This window comes from Nocardia sp. CA-290969 (assembly GCF_050936135.1).
Taxonomy (GTDB): Bacteria; Actinomycetota; Actinomycetes; order Mycobacteriales; family Mycobacteriaceae; genus Nocardia.
Genome location: NZ_JBNJNJ010000001.1, coordinates 6,233,401 through 6,256,154 on the forward strand (window position 1 = coordinate 6,233,401; position 22,754 = coordinate 6,256,154).

The window sequence follows — 22,754 nt, forward strand, 5'->3', positions numbered from 1 at the left end:
CATGGGGATTTTCGAGGCGGCCTGGGACGGCATCACCGATGCGGTCGACGCGGTCGGCGAGGCCGTGGAGGACGGCGTCGAGGCGGCCATCGAGACCGGCGGTGAACTCATCGACGACGGGCTCGACCTGCTGGCCGACGGTGCGAACGCGCTCGGCCTGGAGGACGCCGCCGAAACCCTGGACGATCTGGGCGACAGCGTCGCCTCCGCCACCGGCGGCGATGTCGAGGAACGCGAACTCGGGCAAACCGAGGATCCCGCGGAACTGATCCTCGGGGTACCGCCCGATATCGCCGGTGCGGTGAGCAGCCTCGACGAAATCTCCGGCGGCCTGGGCGCCACCGGCGAGGCGCTGACCAAGATCGACAAGTCCGGCTGGACGGGCGAGGGCGCCGAGGCGTTCGACGCCGCCTTCGATCCGCAGCCACGACTGTGGGCCGACACCGCAGAGGCACTCGGTGATGCGGCCGCCGCGCTCGATACCTGGCGTGAGGTGGTGCGGGTCGCACAGGCCGCTGCCCAGACCGCGATCGACCGCTGGAAAGCCGCCCAGGCCGAATTCACCAGGCAAAGGGACTGGTGGAATTCGCTCACCGCCGAACAGCAGTCGCAGACCACCCTGGTCGACACCTGGACCCCGATCGCCGAGGACGCGCGGTCGATTCTGCGCAACGCCCGCATCGATCGCGACAACGGCGCGGCGGCCGCCGTCGCGGCCATCAACGCCGCCATCGCGAAAGCCCCCGACGAGCCCGGCTTCACCGAACGGTGGGGCAACAACGCCCTCGACCTGCTGAACGCGGGCAACCAGATGTTCACGAATTTCGCCGCGGGGCTACTGACGAGTCTCACCGGGTTGGTGCAATTCGTCCGTCAGGTGAATCCGCTCGACACGTACAACCTCACCCATCCGGCCGATTACGCCAAAGGCATGTCCGATCTCGCGACGGGCCTCGTGGCCACGGCGGCCGATCCGGGGGCCGTGGTCGACCAGATGATCGAGGATGTCAAGGCCAACCCGATGGAAGCGCTGGGCGCGCTCACCGGTGATGCGCTGCTGTCGGTAGCCACCGGCGGCGCCGGTGCCGCCAAGACACCGGTGACGGTGGTACGGAAAGCCGCCGGCGCCGCGAAGAAGGCCGTCGATATGGCGCGGAAGGCTTCGCCCCGCTCGTCGAGCCTACCGGACGGCAGGCACCCCAGTTATCCGGCGCACGACACCCCTGGATCGAATCCCCGTGAATCACAAGATGATTCACCCACTCCGCAGTTGGATATCGGCCACGATCAACCTCGCGCCGGAGCCGCCGACAACTCGACCCCCGACGACCCCGACTCCGGACCACTCCAGACCGAGCACCGGCCGGACTCCCCCGAACCCACCCGCGACCCCACCGATTCCGGCGACGACCCCGGTCCCGACCGGACCGAGGAAGCGGCCCCCGAACAGCGCGAGACCCCACGCGACACCACCCCTGAACCCGACCGCGAATCGACACCGGAGTCCCGCTCCGACACCTCGCCGTCGAGCGCCGGGACGGACCGGACCGATCACCCGGACCGCACCGATCGTCCGGAGCGAGAAGTCACTCCGGATCGGGAGACCACCTCGAACACCAGCCCCGACACCCGAGCAGACTCCCCCTCGGACACCACCCAGGATCGCCCCTCGGACACCCACCGCGATCGCCCCTCGGGCACCGACCGGGATTCGACCCCCGACTCGGGCGCCCGACCGGACCGGGACACCGATCACGGCGGAGACAGGACGCCGAACCAGACGGCCCGGGACGACGACGTTCCGAACCAGGCAACCCGGCCGGACCAGGACGGGACCGCCGATTCGGGGTCGCACCAGGATCCGGACCGCACACCGGAAACCGGACCACACCCGGACTCCGAAACTCCGTCGGATCCCGCCGCCTCCCCCGACGCGGACACAACTCCCGACTCGACCGGCCGCCCGGATCGCGACGACAGCCCCGCCCCCGATACGCACCAGGATCCGGGCTCGACCCACGACGACCACACCGATCCGGAATCGACAGCATCGAGTCCGGAACACACACCGCGAGAGAGCGATTCGACCCCCGGATATCTCCCCACAACCCACACCGGGTCCCCGTCGGCCACTACCCCGGAGGCCCGCCCCGACCCCGCCCGGTCGCCCGCAGCCAGAGCCGCGGACCCGGACTCGCGCACTTCCTCCCCGGCCACCCGCCCGGACACATCGAACAGTTCCCCCGATTCCGCCCGGTCGCCGTCGTCCCCGGCACGCCCCGAATCACGATCCAGTGAAACGCCACGTTCATCGCCCGCACGACCCGACTCGTCACCGGGCGCCCGGCGCAGTGACGCCTCCCCCGGCGATACCGGCTCGCCCTCCCGCGACAGCTCCCCGGACCATCCGTCGCACCGTTCTCCCGAATCCGCGAAAACGCCGGACAATCAAAAGGATTCGACCCCCGAAGCCACACCCGACCGCAGCCGCGACCCGTCGTCGCGATCCGGCCGCGACGGTGACACAGACCGGAATCGGGACCGTGATCATGATCGGGACCAGGACGCGACGACGAACCGGAGCGAGCACGGGGACCGTGATCGGCAAGGGAATCCCGATGCCGGATCCCGGCGCGACCCGGAGCGAGATCCCGGCCGGGACCATGATTCCGGCCGCGAGCGGACCCCCGACGGGGACCGGGATTCCGGCCGGGACCGGAACCCCGATCGGGACGGGGACTCCGATCACGACCCGGATACCCCTCCCCACTCCCGCGATCCGGACCCCGACTCCTCGACCCCCGAGTCCCGGGCGGAGGCCGACCACGGCGCGTACGATCACGCGCGCGACGCCGGTGCCGACCGAAATCGCGACCCTGATCAGCGGGAATGCTCCGAGGATCCGGTGGACATCTGCACCGGCGCCTTCCTGCTACCCGAAACCGATGCCGAACTCCCGGGTGTCCTGCCGTTGACGCTGCGGCGCGGTCACCATTCGGATTACAGTTTCGGCCGCTGGTTCGGCCCCAGCTGGTCGGCGACCCTGGATGCCCGCCTGGTCATCGAGGACGAGGGGGTCACCTTCGTCGCCGAGGACGGCATGATGGTCGCCTACCCGCACGCCGAGGTGGGGGTCCCGGTCGATCCGCTGATCAGCGGCCGGCCGTGGTCGCTGCTGCGCACCGAGACCGGCGGCTACCGGATCCGTGATCGGCGACGGGAACTGATCTGGCATTTCGCCCCCGAGCCCGAGATCGGCGGCCTCGATATCCGGCTCGGCAATTACGCGGTGTCCGCGATCACCGACCGCCACCACAACCGGATCCGCTTCCACTACGACCGCGACGGCGCACCGGTCGAGGTCACCCATTCGGGCGGCTACCGGATCCGCGTAAGCACCGCCCATGGCCGCATCACCGGCCTCGCCCTCGTCACCGGCGATGGAACCACCACGCCGCTGCGCACATTCACCTATGACGGCGGCAATCTCGTCGCCGTCACCGATGCCGCCGGCACGGCCATCCGCTACACCTACGACGCCGAGAACCGCATGACCTCGTGGACCGACTCCAACGGCAACCGCATGGTCAACACCTACGACGCCGCGGGCCGGGTGATCGGCCAGCACGGCACCGGCGGTGTCCTCGACACCCGATTCGACTATTTCGAATTCCCCGACGGTTCCGGCCGTACCACCGCCGTCACCGACTCCACGGGCGCCACCACCCACTACGGTTTCGACCGCGACCTGCGCCTGCGCGACCACCTCGACCCCGCCGGCGGGCACACCCATATCGACTACAACGCCGACCGTAACCCCCTCGAGGTGATCGCCCCCGACGGCGCCCGCACCAGCTACCGGTACAACCCCGCCGGCGATATCGCGAAAATCGTTCGACCGGACGGATATTCGATCGACTTCGAATACTTCTGGAAGAATCGTCCCAGCGCCGTCACCGGACCGGACGGCGCCGTCACCCGCCGGGAGTGGGACGAGCGCGGAAATCTGATCGCCACCGTGGACGCCGCCGGCGACCGCACCGAATACACCTATCACCCGAGCGGCGCCCTCGCCACGATCGTCGAATCCCACGGCGCCCGCACAGTTGTCGATGTCGATGCCGCCGGCCTGCCGATCCGGATCACCGATCCGCTCGGCGCCGTCACCCATCTCGACCGCGATTCGGCCGGCCGCCCCGTCCGGGTCACCGGCGCCGACGGCGCGGTCACCCGCTACGACTGGTCGCCGACCGGAAAACTGCTGCGCCGCACCGACCCCGACGGGCACTCCGAATCCTGGACCTACGACGGCGAAGGCAATGTCCGGACGCACACCGACCGCGCCGGTCACGTCACCCGCCTCACCTATGGGGCCTTCGACCTGCTCGCCTCCCGGACCGAACCGGACGGCTCGACCACCCGCTACACCTGGGACACCCAGCGCCGCCTCACCGCCGTCCACAATCCCGTCGGCGACACCTGGACCTACACCTACGACCGCGCCGGCCGCCTCATCGCCGAAACCGATTACACCGGCGCCACCACCACCTACACCCATGACACCGCCGGTCGCCTGGCCACCGTCACCCCGGCCACCGGCATCACCCGCCGGCACCGCCACGACATCCTGGGCCGTGTCACCGAGATCGCCGCCGACAGCGGCGAGTGGGTCCGCTACACCCACGACCCCGCGGGCCGCACTCTCCAGGCCATCACCGGATCGGGCGACGCCCCGGCCCACACCCTCGAATTCGCCTACACGCCCGCAGGGGCACTGGTCGCCGAACAGGTCGACGATCGTGCGGCACTTCGTTTCGGCTACGACATTCGCGGCCGGCGCACCGAACGCATCTCCCCGTCCGGTGCGGTCACCACCTGGGGGCACGACGTTCTCGGCCGCCCCGACCGGATGCAGGCCGACAGCCACGACATCACCTTCGCGTACGACCCGTCGGGAGCGCTCACCCGCTGGCAGATCGACGAAGTCGCGATCACCCGGGAGCGCACGGCCGTGGGGCGCGTAACCGGCCAGGAGGTCATCGCCTTTCCCGAGAAATTACTCGACTTCGATCTCGCCGGGGCTCGCCCCGCGCCCCGGCGGCTCCGCCGCGACGACTACACCTACCGCCCCGACGGCTACCTCACCACTCACACCGTCACCCGTCCCACCCACAGCGCCCTGGGCACCACCGAGACCTCCACCCGCCGCGACTACACCCTCGACCCCCTCGGCCGCGTCACCACCGTCACCTCCGCCGGTCGAACCCTCGAGCAGTACGCCTACGACGCCCTCGGCAACATCACCGCCGGCCCGCCCGAAACTACTCACCCGCCGGAAACCGCCCCACCCGAACCATCGAACGCCGCCGCCCGGCCGCTCCCAGCGCCGAACCCGCACCGCGAGTACCGCAACAACCTCCTCATCCGCGACGGCCGCACGCGCTACCACTACGACCCCGCCGGCCGCCTCATCCGCAAAACCACCACCCGCCTCTCCCGCAAACCCGATGTCTGGCACTACCGCTACAACGCCTTCGACCAGCTCACCGACGTCTGGACCCCCGACCACCAGTGGTGGCACTACACCTACGACGCCCTCGGCCGCCGCACCACCAAACAACACCTGGCCACCGACGGCACCGTCCTCGAACGCACCGACTACACCTGGGACGGCACCACCCTCCTCGAACAACACACCGCCACCACAACCACCCGCTGGACCCACCACCCCGGCACCCACACCTCCCTCACCCAAGCCACCCAGTCCGAGATCGACCGCGAATTCCACGCCATAATCACCGACCTCGTCGGCACCCCCACCGAACTCATCGACGCGACCACCGGCGAGACCTCCGGACAGATGGTCGCCGACCTATGGGGCACCGCGCATTGGGTCGGAGGAGCGGCTACGCAACTCCGGTTTCCCGGGCAGATCCATGACCCGGAAACCGGACTTCACAGCAACTTTCATCGCGTATACGACCCTGTTACCGGACGGTATCTCACAAACGACCCCCTCGGGCTCGGCGGCGGGCCCAATCCCACCTCGTACGTTCCCAACCCCACCGTATGGATCGACCCCCTCGGGCTGGTAGCCGAAGGATGCCGCGTCACGGTGTATCGGACGCAGCGGGAGGGCGGCCACAGCGAGCGAGTACACGTAGGCCCCGACGGGAGCATCACCATAACCGGCGACAACATGCTTCACGTGAACATGAGCAACAACATCGCGCACAGCGAGGCATTCCGAGGGCCTGGATTCCAGATCGTTGCGTTCGACGTTCCGCGCTCGTTCGTGGATGATATTCGTAATGCAGCCATCCCCCAGCGTCGGCCGAGTGGAGTCAGCCGCAGGGAATGGAACATTTCTTCCTCTGGCAAGCCGCAGATCGATGATCCGAAGGTCGGGCCCGACCTGTACGGTATTCCATCCAATCTGTTCGGCGGCGAGAACTTCTCGGCCCTTCTCGATGCCATCATCCCCGGATCTGGGAGAGTGATCAGATGAGTTCGCCCGAGATCGCTCGGATCGTACACCGTCCTGCCGCTGCTCCTGACGACAGGCAGCCGCTGTCAGCGTTCTACGTGGAGGTTGAGTCGTTCGACGATGCCGAGGGGTTCGGCCGAAGGCTACGTGAGTTCGTGCGGGCCGGAGTTAACGCGTCACTCGTGGCCGACTTCGGTCTCGACGCCATATCGGAAGCCGATATCCCACCGTGGACGCGGGAAAGCTGGGAATCAGCAGCCGAGCGCTACGCGGCGCACCGGGGCGATGAAGAATGGACCGTTCAGGATGTTCTGTTCGCCTTCGATCCAAGCCAACGGGAATGGTCTTGGTGGGATGCGACCTCGGTCTTCGGCAACATCGTCTGTGTCTGGGTGGACTCGCAGGGAGAAGCCGTATACAACTGCGAAGAATTGCGCTGGATGATGTACGTGGCCGGTGCGCGCGCTGTGGTAGGTCCGCTGCTACGAGATTCGGGGGATTGGAAACAGTCGGTGAGCCTGGGAACGGATGGCGCAGCGCTGTGCTGATGGTGTCGGCGGCAGAATGTGAGCGCACAACCTACCGCGATCTCGCCTGCGATGCTCACCGCGCAATCACAGGCCAGGCTTAGGACTGCTGCGCTCGGCGTTCTACTCGAATCACTCGAATCCGGTTCCGGAGGCCGGTTCCGGAGGCCGTTTCAGCTTGGTGTCGCTTGTTCAGGAGTGGGGTCGGAGGATGGTTTCGCGGGACGGCGGCGGGTGGCGGTGATGCTGTAGGTGAGGATCGAGGACAGCAGGATGACCAGGGCCGGGGCCACGACGGGGGACCAGGCGATTTCGATGGGCAGGACGGCTGCCGCGCCGGCGGCGCCTGTCCACAGGACCGCGCCGACGACCGAGGGCAGGGTGGTGGGGACTACGCCGCGGGGGGCTTTTACGGTGGCGATGTTGAGCAGGTAGGTGGTGGCGACCAGGCCCGCGGCGGCGGCTGCCATCAGACCGGGGTTCGCGAGGCCGAGGACGCCGATTACCAGGAGTACCGCGCCGACGGCAGCGAGACGCCACCACCAGCCGACCACCACCAGCAGGATCGCGGCGGGGGCGGCCCACGGCTGGAGGAGGGCTACCAGTAGTACCAGCAGGGTGCCGGAGAGATGGGCGAGGAATTTGATCATCGGCGGACCCGGATCATCCGGCGGTGCTGCGGTAGCAGTCGCATCGTCTGGTCGAGGCGGGTGTCGGCGGCCCAGTTGACGATATCCACGCCCACCGTGCTCATATCGCGGTACATCGACATCCGCTCCAGCTGCCACATCTTTTCCATGGTGGGGTCGAGATCCTCGGCGAACGGGCTGCCGCGCAGCACATCCACCGCCACCACCACGTGTCCGCGTTTGCGCAGGTCGATCAGGGCGAGCGCGAACTGGGTGTCGAGCAGGGTGGAGAACGCGATGACGACCGCGCCGAGCGGTACCGCGGCCCACGGCGCGAGGGTGCCGGTGGTGGGGATGTGCTCGTCGCCGACATCCAGCACGGTGTCGACGATGCGGTAGAACTGGCGGCGGCCGATATCGGGGCGCAGCCAGCGCGGCGACTGGCCGAGACACACCACGGCGGTGCGGTCACCGGCCTGCAGCGTGGACTGCACCACTTGGGCGGCGCCGCGCACCGACTGTTCGATCGCCTCGGTGGCGGGGCCGGGGGCCTGCTGCGAGGTGTCGATCAGGACGACCACGTCCGCGGAACGGTTGGTCAGGCGTTCGGTCACATACAGCCGGCCGCGGCGGGCGCTCACCGGCCAGTTCACGATGCGCAACTGATCGCCGGGGGCGTAGGCGCGGATATCGGCGTATTCCACGCCGGGGCCGTGTTTTCGGGTGAGGTGCACACCGAGCCGTTCGGGAAGTTCGGTGCGCGGCAACCGCATCCGCTGCGGATCGGTGACCGGGTAGACGAAGATCTCCCCGGCGGGCAGGGTCACCGTGGCCAGTGCCATCCCGGCCGGGCTCAGCGCCTTCACCCGCACCGAGATCGGGTAGCGACCCCACCGCTGCGCCGACACCGTCAACCGCAGCCCGGCGGGCGCCGTCCCGGAATCCGAGGATTCGTCCACGGTGACCGTCATCCCGTCGGTCACCACCGGCTTACACCGCAACAGCGCGTGCCCCTGATCCACGAACGCGGCAATCGTGACGGAGACCTGCTCCCCCTCGAAACACCGCTGCGTGCCGCCACCGTCCACCTGGATCCGGGTACGCGACACCTGCCACGGCGCACTGGCCAGCACACCGAGCATCGGCGCCGCGAACACCACCAGCTGCCAGCTGGCCGTGATCACCGCGCCGAGCAGCGCGGCACCGGAGGCGATGGCGAGCAAATAGGTCAGTGGGGCGGGGCGCCAGCGCAACCTCGCCTCCACTGTGGCGCTGTCGTCGCGATGCTTCATTGGGTGGCGGCGCGGGGAACCGGGAGCCGGCGCAGGAGTTCACCGATCACATCCTCGCCGCGGATCCGGCGCACCCACATTTCCGGCCGCAGGGTGATCCGGTGCGCCATCGCCGGTACGGCAAGGGCTTTCACATCCTCGGGGATGACGTAGTCGCGGCCGTTCAGGAGCGCACGCGCGCGGGCCATCTGCACCAGATCCAGCTCCGACCGCGGACTGGCACCGACTTCCACCTGTGCGTGCCCGCGGGTCGCCGATGCCAGCGCGACCACATAACCCACCACATCCGGGTGCACCGAAACGAATTCGACCGCGTGCCGCATCTCCAGCAGACCCTTCGCGTCCACCACCTGATGCACCCGGGGTTGCACGGCGCCGCGTTCCAGCCGGCGCCGGATCATTTCGGTTTCGTCCAGTTCCGAGAGGTAACCGAGGCGCAGCTGGATGGCGAACCGGTCCAGCTGGGCTTCCGGCAGCGGATAGGTGCCCTCGTATTCGATGGGGTTGTCGGTGGCGAGCACGACGAACGGCTGTGGCAGCGGGAAGGTTTCGCCGTCGATACTCACCTGGCCCTCGGCCATCGCCTCGAGCAATGCGGCCTGGGTTTTCGGCGGGGTGCGGTTCACCTCGTCGGCCAGCAGCATATGGGTGAACACCGGGCCGCGGCGGAAGGTGAACCGGCCGGTGGTCATATCGTAGATGGTGGAGCCGAGCAGGTCCGCGGGCAGCAGGTCGGGAGTGAACTGCACCCGGGTGAAGTCCAGTCCGAGCGCAGCCGCGAAGGAGCGCGCGATCAATGTCTTACCCAGGCCGGGCAGATCCTCGATGAGCACATGCCCGCCGGACAATATCGCGATCATGATGAGCTGAAGCTCTTCGCGTTTACCGACCACGACCCGGGAAACCTCCCGGAGCACGGCCTCGGTGCGTTGGACAGTCGCGTCCAAGGGCATCGTCATGTCATTTCTCGCAATGGGTCGACCCGTTTCACATTCTCTGCAGGCGGCTCAGGATCTCGTCCAGAGCCGCGCGACCCGGCGCGGGCGTGTTCTGGTCACGCAACGCCGAATCCGCCGGATCCACCCAGCGCCACAGTTCGGCGCCGAACAGGTGTACCCCGGCACTTTCCAGCGCCCGCCGGTTCTTGCTGACCCGCAGGCCGGCGGACAGTTGGAATTCCTTGGCCAACAGCGGGCGCAGATGCCGGTCCCAGTCGGCCCGGCTGCCGTCGGCGCGGTCGGCGAGCATTTCGGCGCGGGCATGCCAGTGCTGCAGCATTTCGGCGGGCCCGTTGGCCATCTCGTCGACGAATTCCTTCTCTTTCTTCTCCGGGCGCAACAGCACCCAGACGAAGCAACACAATGCGATCGCCACCGGAATACCGGCGGCCATCAGCATGAATTCCCGGGCCCGCAGGTAGGCCGCAGCTTCGATCACCGCGACGGCGAGGATCGCGGTCACGACTATCCAGGGGCGGGTCACGCGGTCTCCTTCGGCATACGCGAGGGCCCGGCGTGGGTACGCGTCGTTACCGCCTCCGGGCCCGGCTCGCCCACCCGGGCCCCCGTTGCGCCGGCCGGGCGGTCCGCCGCGTCCGGGCCTTCCGGTGGAGCGGGGATCGGAATGCCCTGTAGATCGGCGAGCACCACCCGCAGCAACTGTTCGGCCCGCATCCGCTGCCATTCCAGCATCGAGTGCGGGCTGAACCGCGCCTCCTCGAACAGCGCGACCAGTTCGCGGGCGGAGGCGTCGTGCAGGGCGCCGTGTTCGAACGCCCGGGCCAGCACCTCCATGGGGGTATCGGAAGCCAGTGGGGCGGCGCCGCGCGCGTAGATGAGCCCGCGCTCCATCGCCACATAGCAGGCGATGATCGCGGTGCGCGGATCCTGTCCGGGCGCGTTCATCGCGGCCAGTCCCATTTCGGCGGCCTTCACCAGCGACAGCTTTTCCTCGCGCAACTGTTCACCGGTGATACCGCCCGCTTCCTCGGGTTCGGTGGGCCGTTCGCGACGCTGGGTGTTCACGGTGACCACGGCCAGGCCGGTGATCGCCACCGCGACCAGTGTCCCGGCCGCGGCGACGGCCAGGATCAGGCCGGTACCGGTGAGTACCGGCTCGTCCTCCTGCATCCCGGGCGGCACCGGTGGGCGGTCGGGCTGTTCGGTGCGCTGTTCCGGTGCCGGCACCTCTTCGGCAGTGCGCTGGAACCCGATGAAGTAGAGGGCGAAGACGATCGAGGCCAGCACTCCGGCGACGGCCAGCAGGAACAGCGCCACCAAGCCGAGACGGCCGAGCCGCCAGGGCTGTTCCGATGCGTCGTCGTCGAGATCGGGCATGGCCAGCGGTAGCCGATGCTGGCTGGCGATGACACCGGCCAGCAACACCACGATCGAGACGGTGAGCAGTACGGGCATGAGCACGACGGACAGGACGGCCGGTGCGCTGTCGGCGGATTCCCCGGATTTTTCCGGTAGGCCCGGAATATGTCCGCGCAGCGCGAGGACAGCGCAGACCAGCAGCGCGAACACCGCCACAATCCGCGCGATCAGCGCCCGCGACCCGGCCAACCCGATAACTCCACTATGTGTACTGCCAAGAACAGCCACATATTTACATGCCGGACGGTCGGCCGGGTAGCGATTGGGCAATATGAAATGACGACTTTTCCACCTCTACCAGCCCTTCGCCGGCAAACCTACTGCCTATTGAGGAATCGACAGTTATATCTTGTTCCCCGCTGTGAATACTCACAAGCCTCCCGGGCCCGCTGAACAGGCCCGGGACGCACGCCGGCGACTTCCGCCGCAGCGGACGGGCAGAACTCACACCCGGCGCTGCCACCTGCGCCGAGTCCATCCGGATTGACGGTTTCCGCGAGCGCCGCAACCCACCGTTGTGGACGCGTGGCTACAGCAAAGCCGCGGTCACCGGCCCGCCTCAGGAGCCGGTGACCGCGGCAGGCGGACGGCGACCACCTCCATGTAGCCGCAGCGGCGACCGCTGCCCATTTCCTGCCTCGGCCCACGCCGGGGCGCGGGGGTGACGGACGGTCCGTCAGGAGCGGTCGGCGCTGAGCACGAGGCCCGAAGTAGGCACCCCGGTACCGGCGGTGACCAACACGTTGTCCACCTTTTCGACCTGATTGACCGAGGTTCCGCGGAGTTGCCGGACTCCTTCGGCGATACCGTTCATCCCGTGGATATACGCCTCACCCAATTGTCCGCCGTGGGTATTGATCGGCAGCTTTCCACCGATTTCGATGGCTCCGCCGGCAATGAAATCCTTCGCCTCGCCACGTCCGCAGAATCCGAGTTCCTCGAGTTGCATCAGCACGAAAGGCGTGAAGTGGTCGTACAGAATCGCGGCCTGCATATCGTCCGGCCGTAAACCGCTCTGCTCCCACAGCTGATCGCCCACCAGACCCATTTCCGGCAGACCGGTGAGCGCGTCCCGGTAGTAGCTGGTCATCACGTACTGATCCGCGCCGCTGCCCTGCGCCGCCGCGGTGATCACCGCGGCGGGGTTGGGCAGATCGCGCGCCCGCTCCACACTGGTCACCACGATCGCGACCCCGCCGTCGGATTCCTGGCAGCAGTCCAGCAGATGCAGTGGTTCGGCGATCCAGCGGGAATTCTGGTGATCCTCCAGGGTGATCGGCTTGTTGTAGAAGAAGGCATCCGGATTCACCGCGGCGTGTTTGCGGTCCGCGACGGCGACCCGCCCGAAGTCCGCGCTGGTCGCGCCGTAGACATGCATGTACCGGCGGGCCACCATCGCGACCTGCGCGGCCGGTGTCCCCAGCCCGTGTGGATAGGACCAGCCGGCGTCGATTCCCGAGGAGGTCGGCGCCGCGGCCAGCGACGACGAGAACTGCCCGAACCGGGAGACCGACCGTTCGTTGAACGCCCGGTACGCCACCACCACATCGGCGACCCCGGTGGCCACCGCCATCGCCGCCTGCTGCACGGTGGCGCAGGCCGCGCCGCCGCCGTAGCCGATATGGCTGAAGAACTTCAGCTGCGGGATGCCCACCGCCCGCGCGACCGCGACCTGCAGGTTCGTATCCATGGTGAAGGTGGTCAAGCCGTCCACATCGGCCGGGGTGAGCCCGGCGTCGGCGAGCGCGGCGGTAACGGCCTCGGCCGCCAGCCGCAGTTCGCTACGGCCGGATTCCTTGGAGAAATCGGTGGCGCCGATACCCGCGATGGCGGCCCGGCCCGACAGTGGATGTGCTGAGTTGCTCACGCGTTCCTCGTTCCCGGCTCGCAGCGCCCGATATCGATGGCGACCTTCGCGACGATGTGATCGCCCAGGCTGTCCTTGCCGACGACCTCGAGTCGCACTTCGGACCCGTCGATCGCCGTCACCTTCCCGGTGAGCGTGAGGGTGTCGTAGGCGTACAGCGGCACCCCGAGGCGCAGCGAAATCGACTTCACCACGGTGGCGGGGCCCGCCCAGTCGGTGACGAACCGCTGCACCAGACCGGTGTCGGTGAGGATGTTGACGAAGATGTCCTTGGATCCGCGCTCGATCGCCTTGTCGCGGTCGTGGTGTACATCCTGGAAATCCCGGGTGGCCAGGGCGGTGCTGATCACGAAGGTCGGATCGGCGTGGATCGACAGCTCGGGCAGTTCGGTGCCCACCTGCACAGCGGCCGGATCGAATGTGGTCGTCACGGGTTCACCTTCCAGAACGGCAGCACCGTATCGTCGTCCAGCTTCTCGAAATCGGCGACGACGGGCAGTCCCACCTCGACGTCGCCGGGTTCGATACCGCGCAGTTCGCCCAGCATCCGTACCCCTTCCTCGAGTTCCACCAGGGCGACCACGAACGGCAGATCGCGGCCGGGAACCTTGGGCGCGTGATGCACGACGTAACTGAAGACCGTGCCTTTTCCGGAGGCAACGACGTAGTCGACCGGCTCGGCCTTGTCCTGCCAGATAGCGGGAACGGGCGGGTGGCGCAGTGTTCCGTCGGGCATCTTCTGGATCCGCAATTCCCGGGCTTTCGTGCCCTCCCAGAAGAATTCGGTGTCGTGCGAAACCAGCGGGCGCACCCGGTCGGCGAGCGACGGCTTCGGCGGCGCGCCGGTTCCGGGCGCGAATTTCAGGATGCGGAAAAGCATTTCGGTGACGAGCTCGTCGCCGACGTGCCAGCTGGTGCGATAGGTGAGGAAGAACCCCTCCCCCAGGCCGGTCTTCTTCGGTCCGGCGATATTGTCCAGCGCGCTGGTGATGCTCACTTCCTCACCGGGCCGCAGATAGCGGTGGTAGATCTGCTCGCAGTTGGTGCCGACCACCGAGGTGTATCCGGCGGAATCGAGCAGGGCGTTGGTCGCTTCCATCGGATCGTCGGCCGGACGGCGGCCGCCCAGCCCCAGCATGGTCCACACCTGGGCCATCGCCGGTGGGGCGACGATTCCGTCGAACCCGGCGGCCTTGGCGGCGGCCTCGTCGACGTACACCGGGTTGGTGTCGCCGAGGGCCTCCACCCAATTGTTGATCATCGGCTGGTTCACGGGGTCGCGGCCGGGCCGGGGCGCGCTGGCGCCTGCTGCCTTGATTTTCTCGGCCGCGGCGATGATCGCTTCCGGAGTATTGAGATCCGGCACGCTACTCCTTCGTTACGTGTGATCCGGCGCGGGCGGGACACCGACGAGGATCACAGGATTGCTGGTCGAACGCATCAGCGCGGCACCCGGGGCAGTTTCAGGCCCGCGGAGGCGACGAGTTCGCGCATTACTTCGTTGACGCCGCCGCCGAAGGTCACCACCAGGTTCTGCTTCGTCCGGCGGTCGAGCCAGGTCAGCAGTTCCGCGGTCGCGGGGTCGGAGGGATCGCCGAACCGGCCGATGATCTCTTCGGCCAGCCGACCGGCCTCCTGCAGCGATTCGGTGGAGAAGATCTTGGTCGCCGACGCGTCCGCGATGACCTGTGACTGATCGGTGTCCGGATCCTCGGCGGTGGCCGCCACCTGCCAGTTCAGCAGTTCGTTGAGACGGGTCATGGCGTGGATGCGACCCAGCGCGCGCTGCGCCTCGGGTTCGTCGAGGATCGCCCGGGGGCGAGCCCAGTCGCGGACCTTGTCGTAGAGCTGCTCGATCTTGCCGGACGGCCCCAGGCTCACCCGCTCGTGGTTGAGCTGGGTCGTGATCAGCCGCCAGCCCTTGTTCTCCTCGCCCACCAGCATGCTCGCCGGAACGCGGACATTGTCGAAATAGGTCGCGTTGGTGTGGTGGGCGCCGTCGGCGGTGATGATCGGCGTCCACGAGTACCCCGGATCGGAGGTGTCGGCGATCAGGATGGTGATACCGCGGTGCCGGGATTCCACCGAACCGGTCCGGCAGGCCAGCCAGATGTAGTCGGCCTCGTGCGCGCCGGTGGTGAAGATCTTCTGGCCGTTGACGACCCAATCACCGGAATCGTCCTTGACCGCGCTCGTCCGCAACGCGGCCAGATCCGTTCCGGCTTCCGGTTCGGAATAGCCGATGGCGAAATGGATATCGCCGGACAGGATGCCGGGCAGGAACTTCTCTTTCTGTTCCTGCGTGCCGAACTGCTGCAGGGTCGGGCCGACGGTCAGCAGGGTGACCAGCGGCAGCGGGACGTCCGCGCGGGACGCCTCGTTGTAGAAGATCTGCTGTTCCACCGGGCCGAAACCCTGGCCGCCGTATTCCTTCGGCCAGCCGACACCCAGCCAGCCGTCGCGGCCCATCCGGCGCACCACGGCGCGGTAGGCGTCGCCGTGCCGGTTGACCGCCATTTCGGCGGCCTCCTCCGGGGTGACGAGATCGGCGAAGTAGGCGCGCAGGTCGTCGCGGAGTTTGCGTTGTTCGCTGGTCAGATCGATGAACACCCTGCCCCCAATCGTTCGAGCCGCAGCGCGGCGCCGCCCAGCCAGCGGGCGAGGTCTTTGGACTGTGAGTAGTAGCGGTGCATGGAGTGCGTGACATCCACTCCGATACCGCCGTGCAGGTGATGACATTTCTGCATGGCGCGCGGCAATTCCGCGGCCACGGTGTAGGCCAGCACGTTCAGATCGTCGTCGATCCGCTGCTGCTGTTCGGGGCTCGTGGCGTCCTGCCCCAGCGCCCAGTTCGCGGAAACCGCCGCGACGTGCAGCGTACGCGACACCACGTACAGATCGGCGATCTGCTGGGCGACCGCCTGGAACTCCGCCAGCGGCCGGTTGAACTGGTGCCGGGTGCCCACATGGGTCGCGGTGAGTTTCACCGCGCCGGCGAGCAGGCCGTCGGCGACCGCGCCGATGGCGGCGAGGACGAACCGGTGCAGTCGCGGGCCCGCCGCGGGCAGCAGCCGGTCTGCCGGGATCGTGACCCCGTCCAGTTTCACCGAGAATTCGGGCAGTTCCCCGGATACCGAGGACGGCGCGAACGACAGTCCGGACGCGTTCGAATCGACTACGGCGACACCGGATTCCGTGGTGACCAGAATCCAGCGCGCCTGATCCGCGCAGGGCACCGCCACCTTGTAGCCGGTGATCCGCACCGAATCGCCGGATACCTCGGCCTTGGTCGTGGGCTCGGTGGTCAACGGCGCGCCGGGTTCGCTGACGGCCGCGGTGAGCACCGCGCCCTCCGCGACGGCCGGGAACACCTCCGCGGCCACACTGTCGGGTAGCGCGCCCAGTAGCGGCAGGACGCCGAAGCCCAGGGTGGGCAGCGCGGGCGCGGCCACGGCATCGGTGGCCAATTCGGTCAGCAGCACCGATACCGCGTCGATGCCCATATCGTCGCCGCCGAACCGCTCCGGTAGCGCGACCGACAGCAGGCCGGTCGCGGCCAGTTTCGGCCACAGCTCGCTGTCGCGCGCCGCCTCCCGCTCCAGGAGTCCGACGACGACCTCGGCCACCGCCTCCTGAGCTTCGTCTCGGGTGAAGTCCACGTTCTGCTCTCCAGTCGTCGCACGAACTAACCGGCCGCGTCGCGGGGCAAGCCCAGGATCCGCTCGGCGGCCACGGTCAACAGGATCTGCTCGGTGCCGCCCGCGATCGACAGACAGCGAGTGAGCAGGAATTCCGAGGTGTCCTCGGTCGTTCGCGCGCCGGCCGGGCCGGCGACCTGTACCGCGAACTCGGCGACCGCTTGCCGGTGCCGTACACCCACCAGTTTGCGCACACTGCTCTGCGCGCTCGGGTCGGCGCCGGCCAGGATCCGCACCGCCGCCCGCTGCTCCAGCAGCAGGCCCGCGATCGCGTCGGCGACAAAACCACCCAACCGGTCGTTGATCAGCTCCGAACCCCGGCCGGTGGCGGGCAGTTTGGCGATCAGCTCCTCCAGTGCGGGGCCGATCCCGTTGCCGCTCATGGCGACCCGCTCCGCCGAAAGTGTGGACCGCGCGATCTTCCAGCCGTTGCCCAGCGCCCCGACCACACAGTCGTCGGGCACGAAGACCTCGTCGAGGAAAACCTCGCTGAACCGCGCCTCACCGGTGATCTGGACCAGCGGCCGGATATCGATCCCGGCGCTGCGCATATCGACCAGGAAATAGCTGATGCCCTTGTGTTTCGGCGCGGCCGGATCGGTGCGGGCCAGGCAGATCGCCCAGTTCGCCTCTTTGGCCAGTGAGGTCCACACCTTCTGCCCGCGCAGGATCCAGCCGCCCTCGGTGCGTTCGGCGCTGGTGCGCAGCGCGGCGAGATCGGAACCGGCGCCGGGTTCGCTGAACAGCTGGCACCAGACCACCTCACCGCGCAGCGTCGGCCAGGCGAACCGTTCGATCTGCTCGGGTGTGCCGTGCTGCAGCAGGGTCGGGACGGCCCAGCCGCCGATGGTCAGATCGGGTACCGGTACACCCTCCCGGCGCAGCTCCTCGGAGATCACCAGGCCGGTCATCGGATCGGCCGCGCGACCGTAGGGCTTCGGCCAGTGCGGCATGATCAGGCCCGCTTCGGCGAGCGCGGTGCGCTGCCGGTCGGCCGGCAGGGCGGCGATCCGGGCGACTTCGGTGGCGAGTTCGGTTGCGGTGGCGTCGGTATCGCCGCCGGCCGCGGCCGCGTCGGCGAACACCCGGTCGGCGCCGGTGGTGCGCCGCTGCCCGGCACGGGTCAGTTCGGTGACCCGGCCCCGCCAGTACGCGCCGCCGCCGAGCAGCTGGCACAGGGCCACCGCCCGCCGCAGGTAGAGGTGCGCGTCGTGTTCCCAGGTGAAGCCGATACCGCCGAGCACCTGGATACAGTCCTTGGCGGTTTCCACCGCGGCCTCCAGGCTGATGGCGGCGGCGATCGCGGTCGCGATGGGTAGTTCGGCGGCACCGGAATCCACCGCGGCGGCGGCGTCGGCGGCCACCGCCCGGATGAGTTCGGTACGGCACAGCATCCAGGCGCAGATATGTTTCACGGCCTGGAACGAGCCGATCTGCCGGCCGAACTGTTCGCGGACCTTCGCGTAGTCGACCGCGGTGTCCAGGCACCAGCCGGTGACGCCCGCGAGTTCGGCGACGGCCAGCGCGACCAGCAGGTCCTCCACGGCGTACGCGGGCGCGAAGACCGCGGCCGGCGCTACGGATACGCCGGTGCAGCGCACCCGCGCCAGCGGCATCGCCAGGTCGAGCGGTTCCAGCGATTCGAGTTCCACCCCGTCCGCGTCCGGCGGCACCAGGCACCAGCGCCGGCCGTCGGCGGTGTCCACCGGTAGCAGCAGCGCGGTACCCGGAGCGGCGCCGAGCACCGATTCCCAGGTTCCCGACAGCGTTCCGGCGGCCGGATCGAATACCGGGACGCCAGCGCCGGGCGCGTCGTCCGCGGGGGCCACCGTATCCAGCGCGACGCCGCACGGCTGATCTTCGGCCAGCGCACCGGCCGTCACCAGGCCGGCCACCGCGGTCGTGAGTACCGGCCCGCCGACCAGGTCGTGCGCCGCCTGTTCGAGGAAAACGGCCAGATCGGTCACCGATCCACCCGCGCCGCCCGACTCCTCGGCCACCGCGACATGGAAGATTCCGAGTTCGGTCAGCGTTGGCCAGTACGAACGCCAGAAACCGGTGGTATCGGCCCGCATTGTTGCAATCGGTTGGGCCGCTGCGGCCCATCCGCTCATCGACTGCTGAACGGCTTTATGCTCGTCAGTGGTGGCGATGGTCACAGTCCATACCGCCTTTCCGGCGTGACTCCCACACCTAGAACATGTTCTAATATCCACGGCGGGCGGAAGTCAAGACATGGCGCCGACCGGCCGCCACCGCGCCCCGATCACGTCACGGAAAGGACTCCGCTCCATGGCAAGCCCCTCCCGTTCCCAGCCCGGCGACTCGGACGCGACTCCGGTCGCGCCCGTCACCACGCTGCGGGAGGACGAGCTGAGCTCGGCGGCTCAGCGCGAGCGGCGCAAGCGGATCCTGGACGCCACCCTGGCCCTGGCCTCGAAGGGCGGCTACGACGCCGTGCAGATGCGCGCCGTCGCCGAGCGGGCCGATGTCGCCGTGGGCACCCTGTACCGGTACTTCCCGTCCAAGGTGCACCTGCTGGTCTCGGCCTTGGCCCGGGAGTTCGAACAGTTCGAGGGCAAACGCAAACCGCTGGCCGGTCAGTCACCGGAAGAGCGGATGCATACGCTGCTGTCCCAGATCACCCGGATGATGCAGCGCGACCCGCTGCTCACCGAAGCGATGACCCGCGCCTTCATGTTCGCCGACGCTTCGGCCGCCGCCGAGGTGGACCGCGTCGGCAAGGTGATGGACCGGGTTTTCGCCCGCGCCATGAACGACGGCGAACCCACCGACCGTCAGCTCGCCATCGCCCGCGTGATCAGCGATGTGTGGTTGTCGAATCTGGTCGCCTGGCTCACCCGCCGGGCCTCTGCCACCGATGTCTCCGAACGCCTCGAACTGACCGTCGACCTGCTGCTCGGCAAACGCTCCTGAGGGGATACCGGCGCTCACCCGGCGGCCGGTAGGCAGGCTCGGCCACCGCCACGATCCGCGCGGTTCGCGCGGGCACCCGCCCGCACTTCCCGCCGAATCGGATGAGGGATGATGACACAGTATTGTCATGCGCGCCCCCTCTTAACGAAAACTCCGATCAATAGGTTGGATGCGTGAGCGCACAGGATCTGCCATTGGAACTCCGCCGCGCGCTGGCGACGGTCGCGCGCGTGCCTCGGCTGCTGGTCGCATCGGATTACGACGGGACCCTCGCGCCCATCGTCTCCGATCCGTCCAAGGCGTACCCGCACGGTGAATCCGTGCGGGCCTTACGCGCGCTGGCCGGTCTCTCCGGCACCACGGCCGCGGTCATCTCCGGCCGCGCCCTGCGCGATTTGGCCGCGCTGTCCCGGTTACCGGTCGAAGTGCAGTTGATCGGCAGCCACGGTTCGGAATTCGACGTGGGTTTCGTCCATGCCATCGACAACGACGCCAGACAACTCCTGCGTGAAGTGGTCGCGGCCATGAACAAGATCGCGACGGAGAACACCGGCGTGGCCGTGGAGGTCAAACCCGCCAGCGTCGCGCTGCATGTGCGCAACGCGGCCCCGGAGGTCGGGCGCCGCGCGCTCGACCAGGCCCGGCAGGGGCCCGCGTCGTGGGTCGGCGTGCAGGTCACCGAGGGCAAGGCGGTGATCGAACTGGCGGTGGTCCCCACCGACAAGGGCTCCGCGCTGAGCACCGTCCGGCATCAGGAGAGCGCGTCGGCCGCGGTGTTCTTCGGCGACGACGTCACCGACGAGAAGGCCTTCCGGGTGCTCTGCGGCCCCGATATCGGGATCAAGGTCGGCGAGGGCGAATCGCTGGCCAAGTACCGGGTGGACAGCACCGAGGCGGTTTCGCACGCGCTGGCCTTCCTGCTGGAGGAACGCCGCACCTGGCTGGCCGGGGCCAGTGCGCCGCCGATCGAACGCCTGAGCATGCTGGCCAGCCCGCGCTCGGTCGCGCTGCTCACCCCGGACGCCACGGTGACCTGGTTCTGCCATCCCGAGCCCGATTCCGCCGCGGTGTTCGCACATCTGCTCGGCGGGATCGACGCGGGTCATTTCTCGATCACCCCGCAACGACCGGGCCTGCCGCTGTCCCAGCGGTACATCGACAGCACGATGACGGTGGAGACCCGCTGGGCGAAACTGTCGGTGGTCGATTACCTCCCGCACGATGTGGACCCCGCCCGCACCGATCTCACCCGCGTGATCACCGGTTCGGCGGCCGCCGAGGTGACCTTCGCGCCGCGACCCGAATTCGGCCAGGTGCCGGTATCCATCGAGGTCGAACGCGACGGCCTGCGGGTCTGGGGCACCAACGACCCGGTGGTACTGCGCTCCCCCGGCGTCGCCTGGGAGATCCACAGCGACGGCGTGCACGATTCGGCCACCGCTGTCGTCGACCCGTCGCAGGGCCCGATCGTGCTGGAACTGCGCTGCGGATCGAAGGATCTCGGCCCGGCCGCGACCAGCGAACCGGAACGCCGGCGGATGGCCGAACTGTACTGGTCGGAATGGGCGCGGACACTGGACCTGCCCGCCCTCAAACCGGATCTGATGAAGCGCTCCGCGCTCACCCTGCGCGGCCTGGTGCACGCCCCGTCCGGGTCGATTCTGGCGGCGGCCACCACCTCGCTGCCGGAGGATATCGGCGGCGTCCGCAACTGGGACTACCGCTACTGCTGGTTGCGTGATGCCGCGCTCACCGCGAGTGCCCTGGTCTCCCTGGGGTCGCTGGGTGAGGCCGAACAGTACCTGGACTGGGTCCACCGGGTGCTGGAAACGCTGCCCGGTCCGGAACGGCTGCACCCGCTGTACACCATCTACGGCGAGACACTGCCCCCGGAGGCCGTGATCGACCAGCTGCCCGGATACGCCGGCTCGCGGCCGGTACGCGTCGGCAACGCCGCGAATATGCAGGTGCAGCTGGACGTGTTCGGCCCGATCGTGGATCTGATCACCACCCTCGCCCACGCCCGCGAGAAGCAGGGCATCACCGATCCGCGCAAGGTTCTGCCCGATGCGGACTGGGAGCTGGTACATGCCATGGTGTCGGCGGTGCAGCGGCGCTGGACCGAACCCGACCACGGCATCTGGGAGATCCGCGGCAACCCGCGCCACCACGTGTATTCGAAGGTGATGGGCTGGCTCACGGTGGACCGGGCGCTCACGCTCGCCGAGAAGTTCGACCGTCCCGTCGACACCGACTGGGTTCCGTTGCGGGAAACCATCGCCGAAGAGGTGAAATCGAAGGGCTGGAACGACGAGGTGCAGTCCTACACCGCGGCCTACGACGGCACCGACCTGGACGCCGCGACCCTGCACATCGGTCTGAGCGGCCTGATCGACCCCACGGATCCGCGTTTCGCGGCCACCGTGCTGGCGACCGAGGCGGAACTGCGCAGCGGCTCCACGGTGTACCGCTATCACCACGACGACGGGCTGCCGGGCGGTGAGGGCGGCTTCCATCTGTGCGCGGCCTGGCTGGTGGAGGCCTACCTGCTGATCGGCCGGCGCTCCGACGCCGAGGCGCTGTTCACGCAACTGGTGAACGTGGCGGGACCGACAGGCCTGCTCAGCGAGGAATACGACCCGGTCGCCGAGCGTTCTCTCGGAAACCACCCGCAGGCCTACAGCCACCTGGGCCTGCTCCGTTGCGCCCAGTTGCTGGGGGTTTGAGGAAGCACTCCGACCCCGGCCCGAGCCGAACGCACCCAGCGGCACCGCCGATTCCTACGGCCTTCGGAGGACTGACCGAAACCGGACCCGTCCAGCGGCGCCGCTGGGCGGGTTCCGGGGTGCTCGCCGAGGGTGTCCAGCGGGGACGGGCCGGGTCTTACCGGCAACACCTCCTGCTAAAGTAAAACGGAAACGATTTCCATTAACTTTTTG

At 68.4% G+C, this 22,754-nt stretch carries 15 protein-coding genes; 4 read left to right on the plus strand and 11 right to left on the minus strand.

The annotated features are described in order from the left end of the window. Position 1: 1 nt before the first annotated feature. Both ACQEVO_RS28395 and ACQEVO_RS28400 read left to right on the plus strand, forming a co-directional pair. Complete coding sequence (locus ACQEVO_RS28395; RefSeq protein ID WP_432919366.1) at positions 2-6,508, plus strand: putative T7SS-secreted protein; 6,507 nt, start codon at positions 2-4, stop codon at positions 6,506-6,508. Next, positions 6,505-7,035, plus strand: a complete 531-nt coding sequence (locus ACQEVO_RS28400; protein WP_432919368.1) for a hypothetical protein — start codon at positions 6,505-6,507, stop codon at positions 7,033-7,035. Before ACQEVO_RS28395 ends, ACQEVO_RS28400 begins: the two co-directional genes overlap by 4 nt. A gap of 152 nt (positions 7,036-7,187) precedes the next feature. Here the strand turns inward: ACQEVO_RS28400 and ACQEVO_RS28405 are convergent, their stop codons facing one another. The 11 genes from ACQEVO_RS28405 to ACQEVO_RS28455 form a co-directional block, all read right to left on the minus strand. Continuing rightward, positions 7,188-7,664: a hypothetical protein gene (locus ACQEVO_RS28405; protein ID WP_432919370.1), complete on the minus strand. Its 477-nt coding sequence runs from the start codon at positions 7,662-7,664 to the stop codon at positions 7,188-7,190. Continuing rightward, positions 7,661-8,935 carry a DUF58 domain-containing protein gene (locus tag ACQEVO_RS28410; RefSeq protein ID WP_432919372.1) on the minus strand — a complete coding sequence of 425 codons (1,275 nt, stop codon included), beginning with the start codon at positions 8,933-8,935 and terminating at the stop codon, positions 7,661-7,663. The genes ACQEVO_RS28405 and ACQEVO_RS28410 overlap by 4 nt, the downstream gene beginning before the upstream one ends. Then, entirely contained in the window at positions 8,932-9,894 is a 963-nt protein-coding gene (locus ACQEVO_RS28415) for an AAA family ATPase (protein ID WP_432919374.1), read from the minus strand. Before ACQEVO_RS28415 ends, ACQEVO_RS28410 begins: the two co-directional genes overlap by 4 nt. A gap of 28 nt (positions 9,895-9,922) precedes the next feature. Continuing rightward, entirely contained in the window at positions 9,923-10,417 is a 495-nt protein-coding gene (locus ACQEVO_RS28420) for a hypothetical protein (RefSeq protein WP_432919376.1), read from the minus strand. Continuing rightward, positions 10,414-11,502, minus strand: a complete 1,089-nt coding sequence (locus ACQEVO_RS28425; RefSeq protein ID WP_432919378.1) for a DUF4129 domain-containing protein — start codon at positions 11,500-11,502, stop codon at positions 10,414-10,416. The genes ACQEVO_RS28420 and ACQEVO_RS28425 overlap by 4 nt, the downstream gene beginning before the upstream one ends. A 487-nt stretch (positions 11,503-11,989) precedes the next feature. Then, the gene (locus ACQEVO_RS28430) at positions 11,990-13,180 is read right to left on the minus strand and encodes a lipid-transfer protein (RefSeq protein WP_432919380.1); all 1,191 of its coding nucleotides are present in this window, start codon (positions 13,178-13,180) and stop codon (positions 11,990-11,992) included. Continuing rightward, entirely contained in the window at positions 13,177-13,611 is a 435-nt protein-coding gene (locus ACQEVO_RS28435) for a MaoC family dehydratase (protein WP_432919382.1), read from the minus strand. The genes ACQEVO_RS28430 and ACQEVO_RS28435 overlap by 4 nt, the downstream gene beginning before the upstream one ends. Further along, the gene (locus ACQEVO_RS28440) at positions 13,608-14,546 is read right to left on the minus strand and encodes a bifunctional MaoC family dehydratase N-terminal/OB-fold nucleic acid binding domain-containing protein (protein WP_432919384.1); all 939 of its coding nucleotides are present in this window, start codon (positions 14,544-14,546) and stop codon (positions 13,608-13,610) included. Before ACQEVO_RS28440 ends, ACQEVO_RS28435 begins: the two co-directional genes overlap by 4 nt. Positions 14,547-14,620: 74 nt before the next feature. After that, entirely contained in the window at positions 14,621-15,790 is a 1,170-nt protein-coding gene (locus ACQEVO_RS28445) for an acyl-CoA dehydrogenase family protein (RefSeq protein WP_432919386.1), read from the minus strand. Then, on the minus strand, positions 15,775-16,839 hold the full coding sequence (locus tag ACQEVO_RS28450; protein ID WP_432919388.1) for an acyl-CoA dehydrogenase family protein: 1,065 nt from the start codon (positions 16,837-16,839) through the stop codon (positions 15,775-15,777). The genes ACQEVO_RS28445 and ACQEVO_RS28450 overlap by 16 nt, the downstream gene beginning before the upstream one ends. 26 nt (positions 16,840-16,865) lie before the next feature. Then, positions 16,866-19,037 (minus strand): acyl-CoA dehydrogenase family protein, encoded by a 2,172-nt coding sequence (locus ACQEVO_RS28455; RefSeq protein ID WP_432919390.1) that lies wholly within the window; start codon positions 19,035-19,037, stop codon positions 16,866-16,868. A gap of 133 nt (positions 19,038-19,170) precedes the next feature. On the opposite strand from ACQEVO_RS28455, the gene kstR reads away from it, so the two are divergent. After that, a complete protein-coding gene (gene kstR, locus ACQEVO_RS28460; protein ID WP_432919392.1) occupies positions 19,171-19,815 on the plus strand; it encodes a cholesterol catabolism transcriptional regulator KstR in 645 nt (214 codons plus the stop codon). Positions 19,816-19,988: 173 nt separating this feature from the next. Continuing rightward, positions 19,989-22,541, plus strand: coding sequence for a trehalose-phosphatase (otsB, locus tag ACQEVO_RS28465; RefSeq protein WP_432919394.1), 2,553 nt, complete (start codon positions 19,989-19,991; stop codon positions 22,539-22,541). The last annotated feature ends 213 nt before the right edge of the window (positions 22,542-22,754 follow it).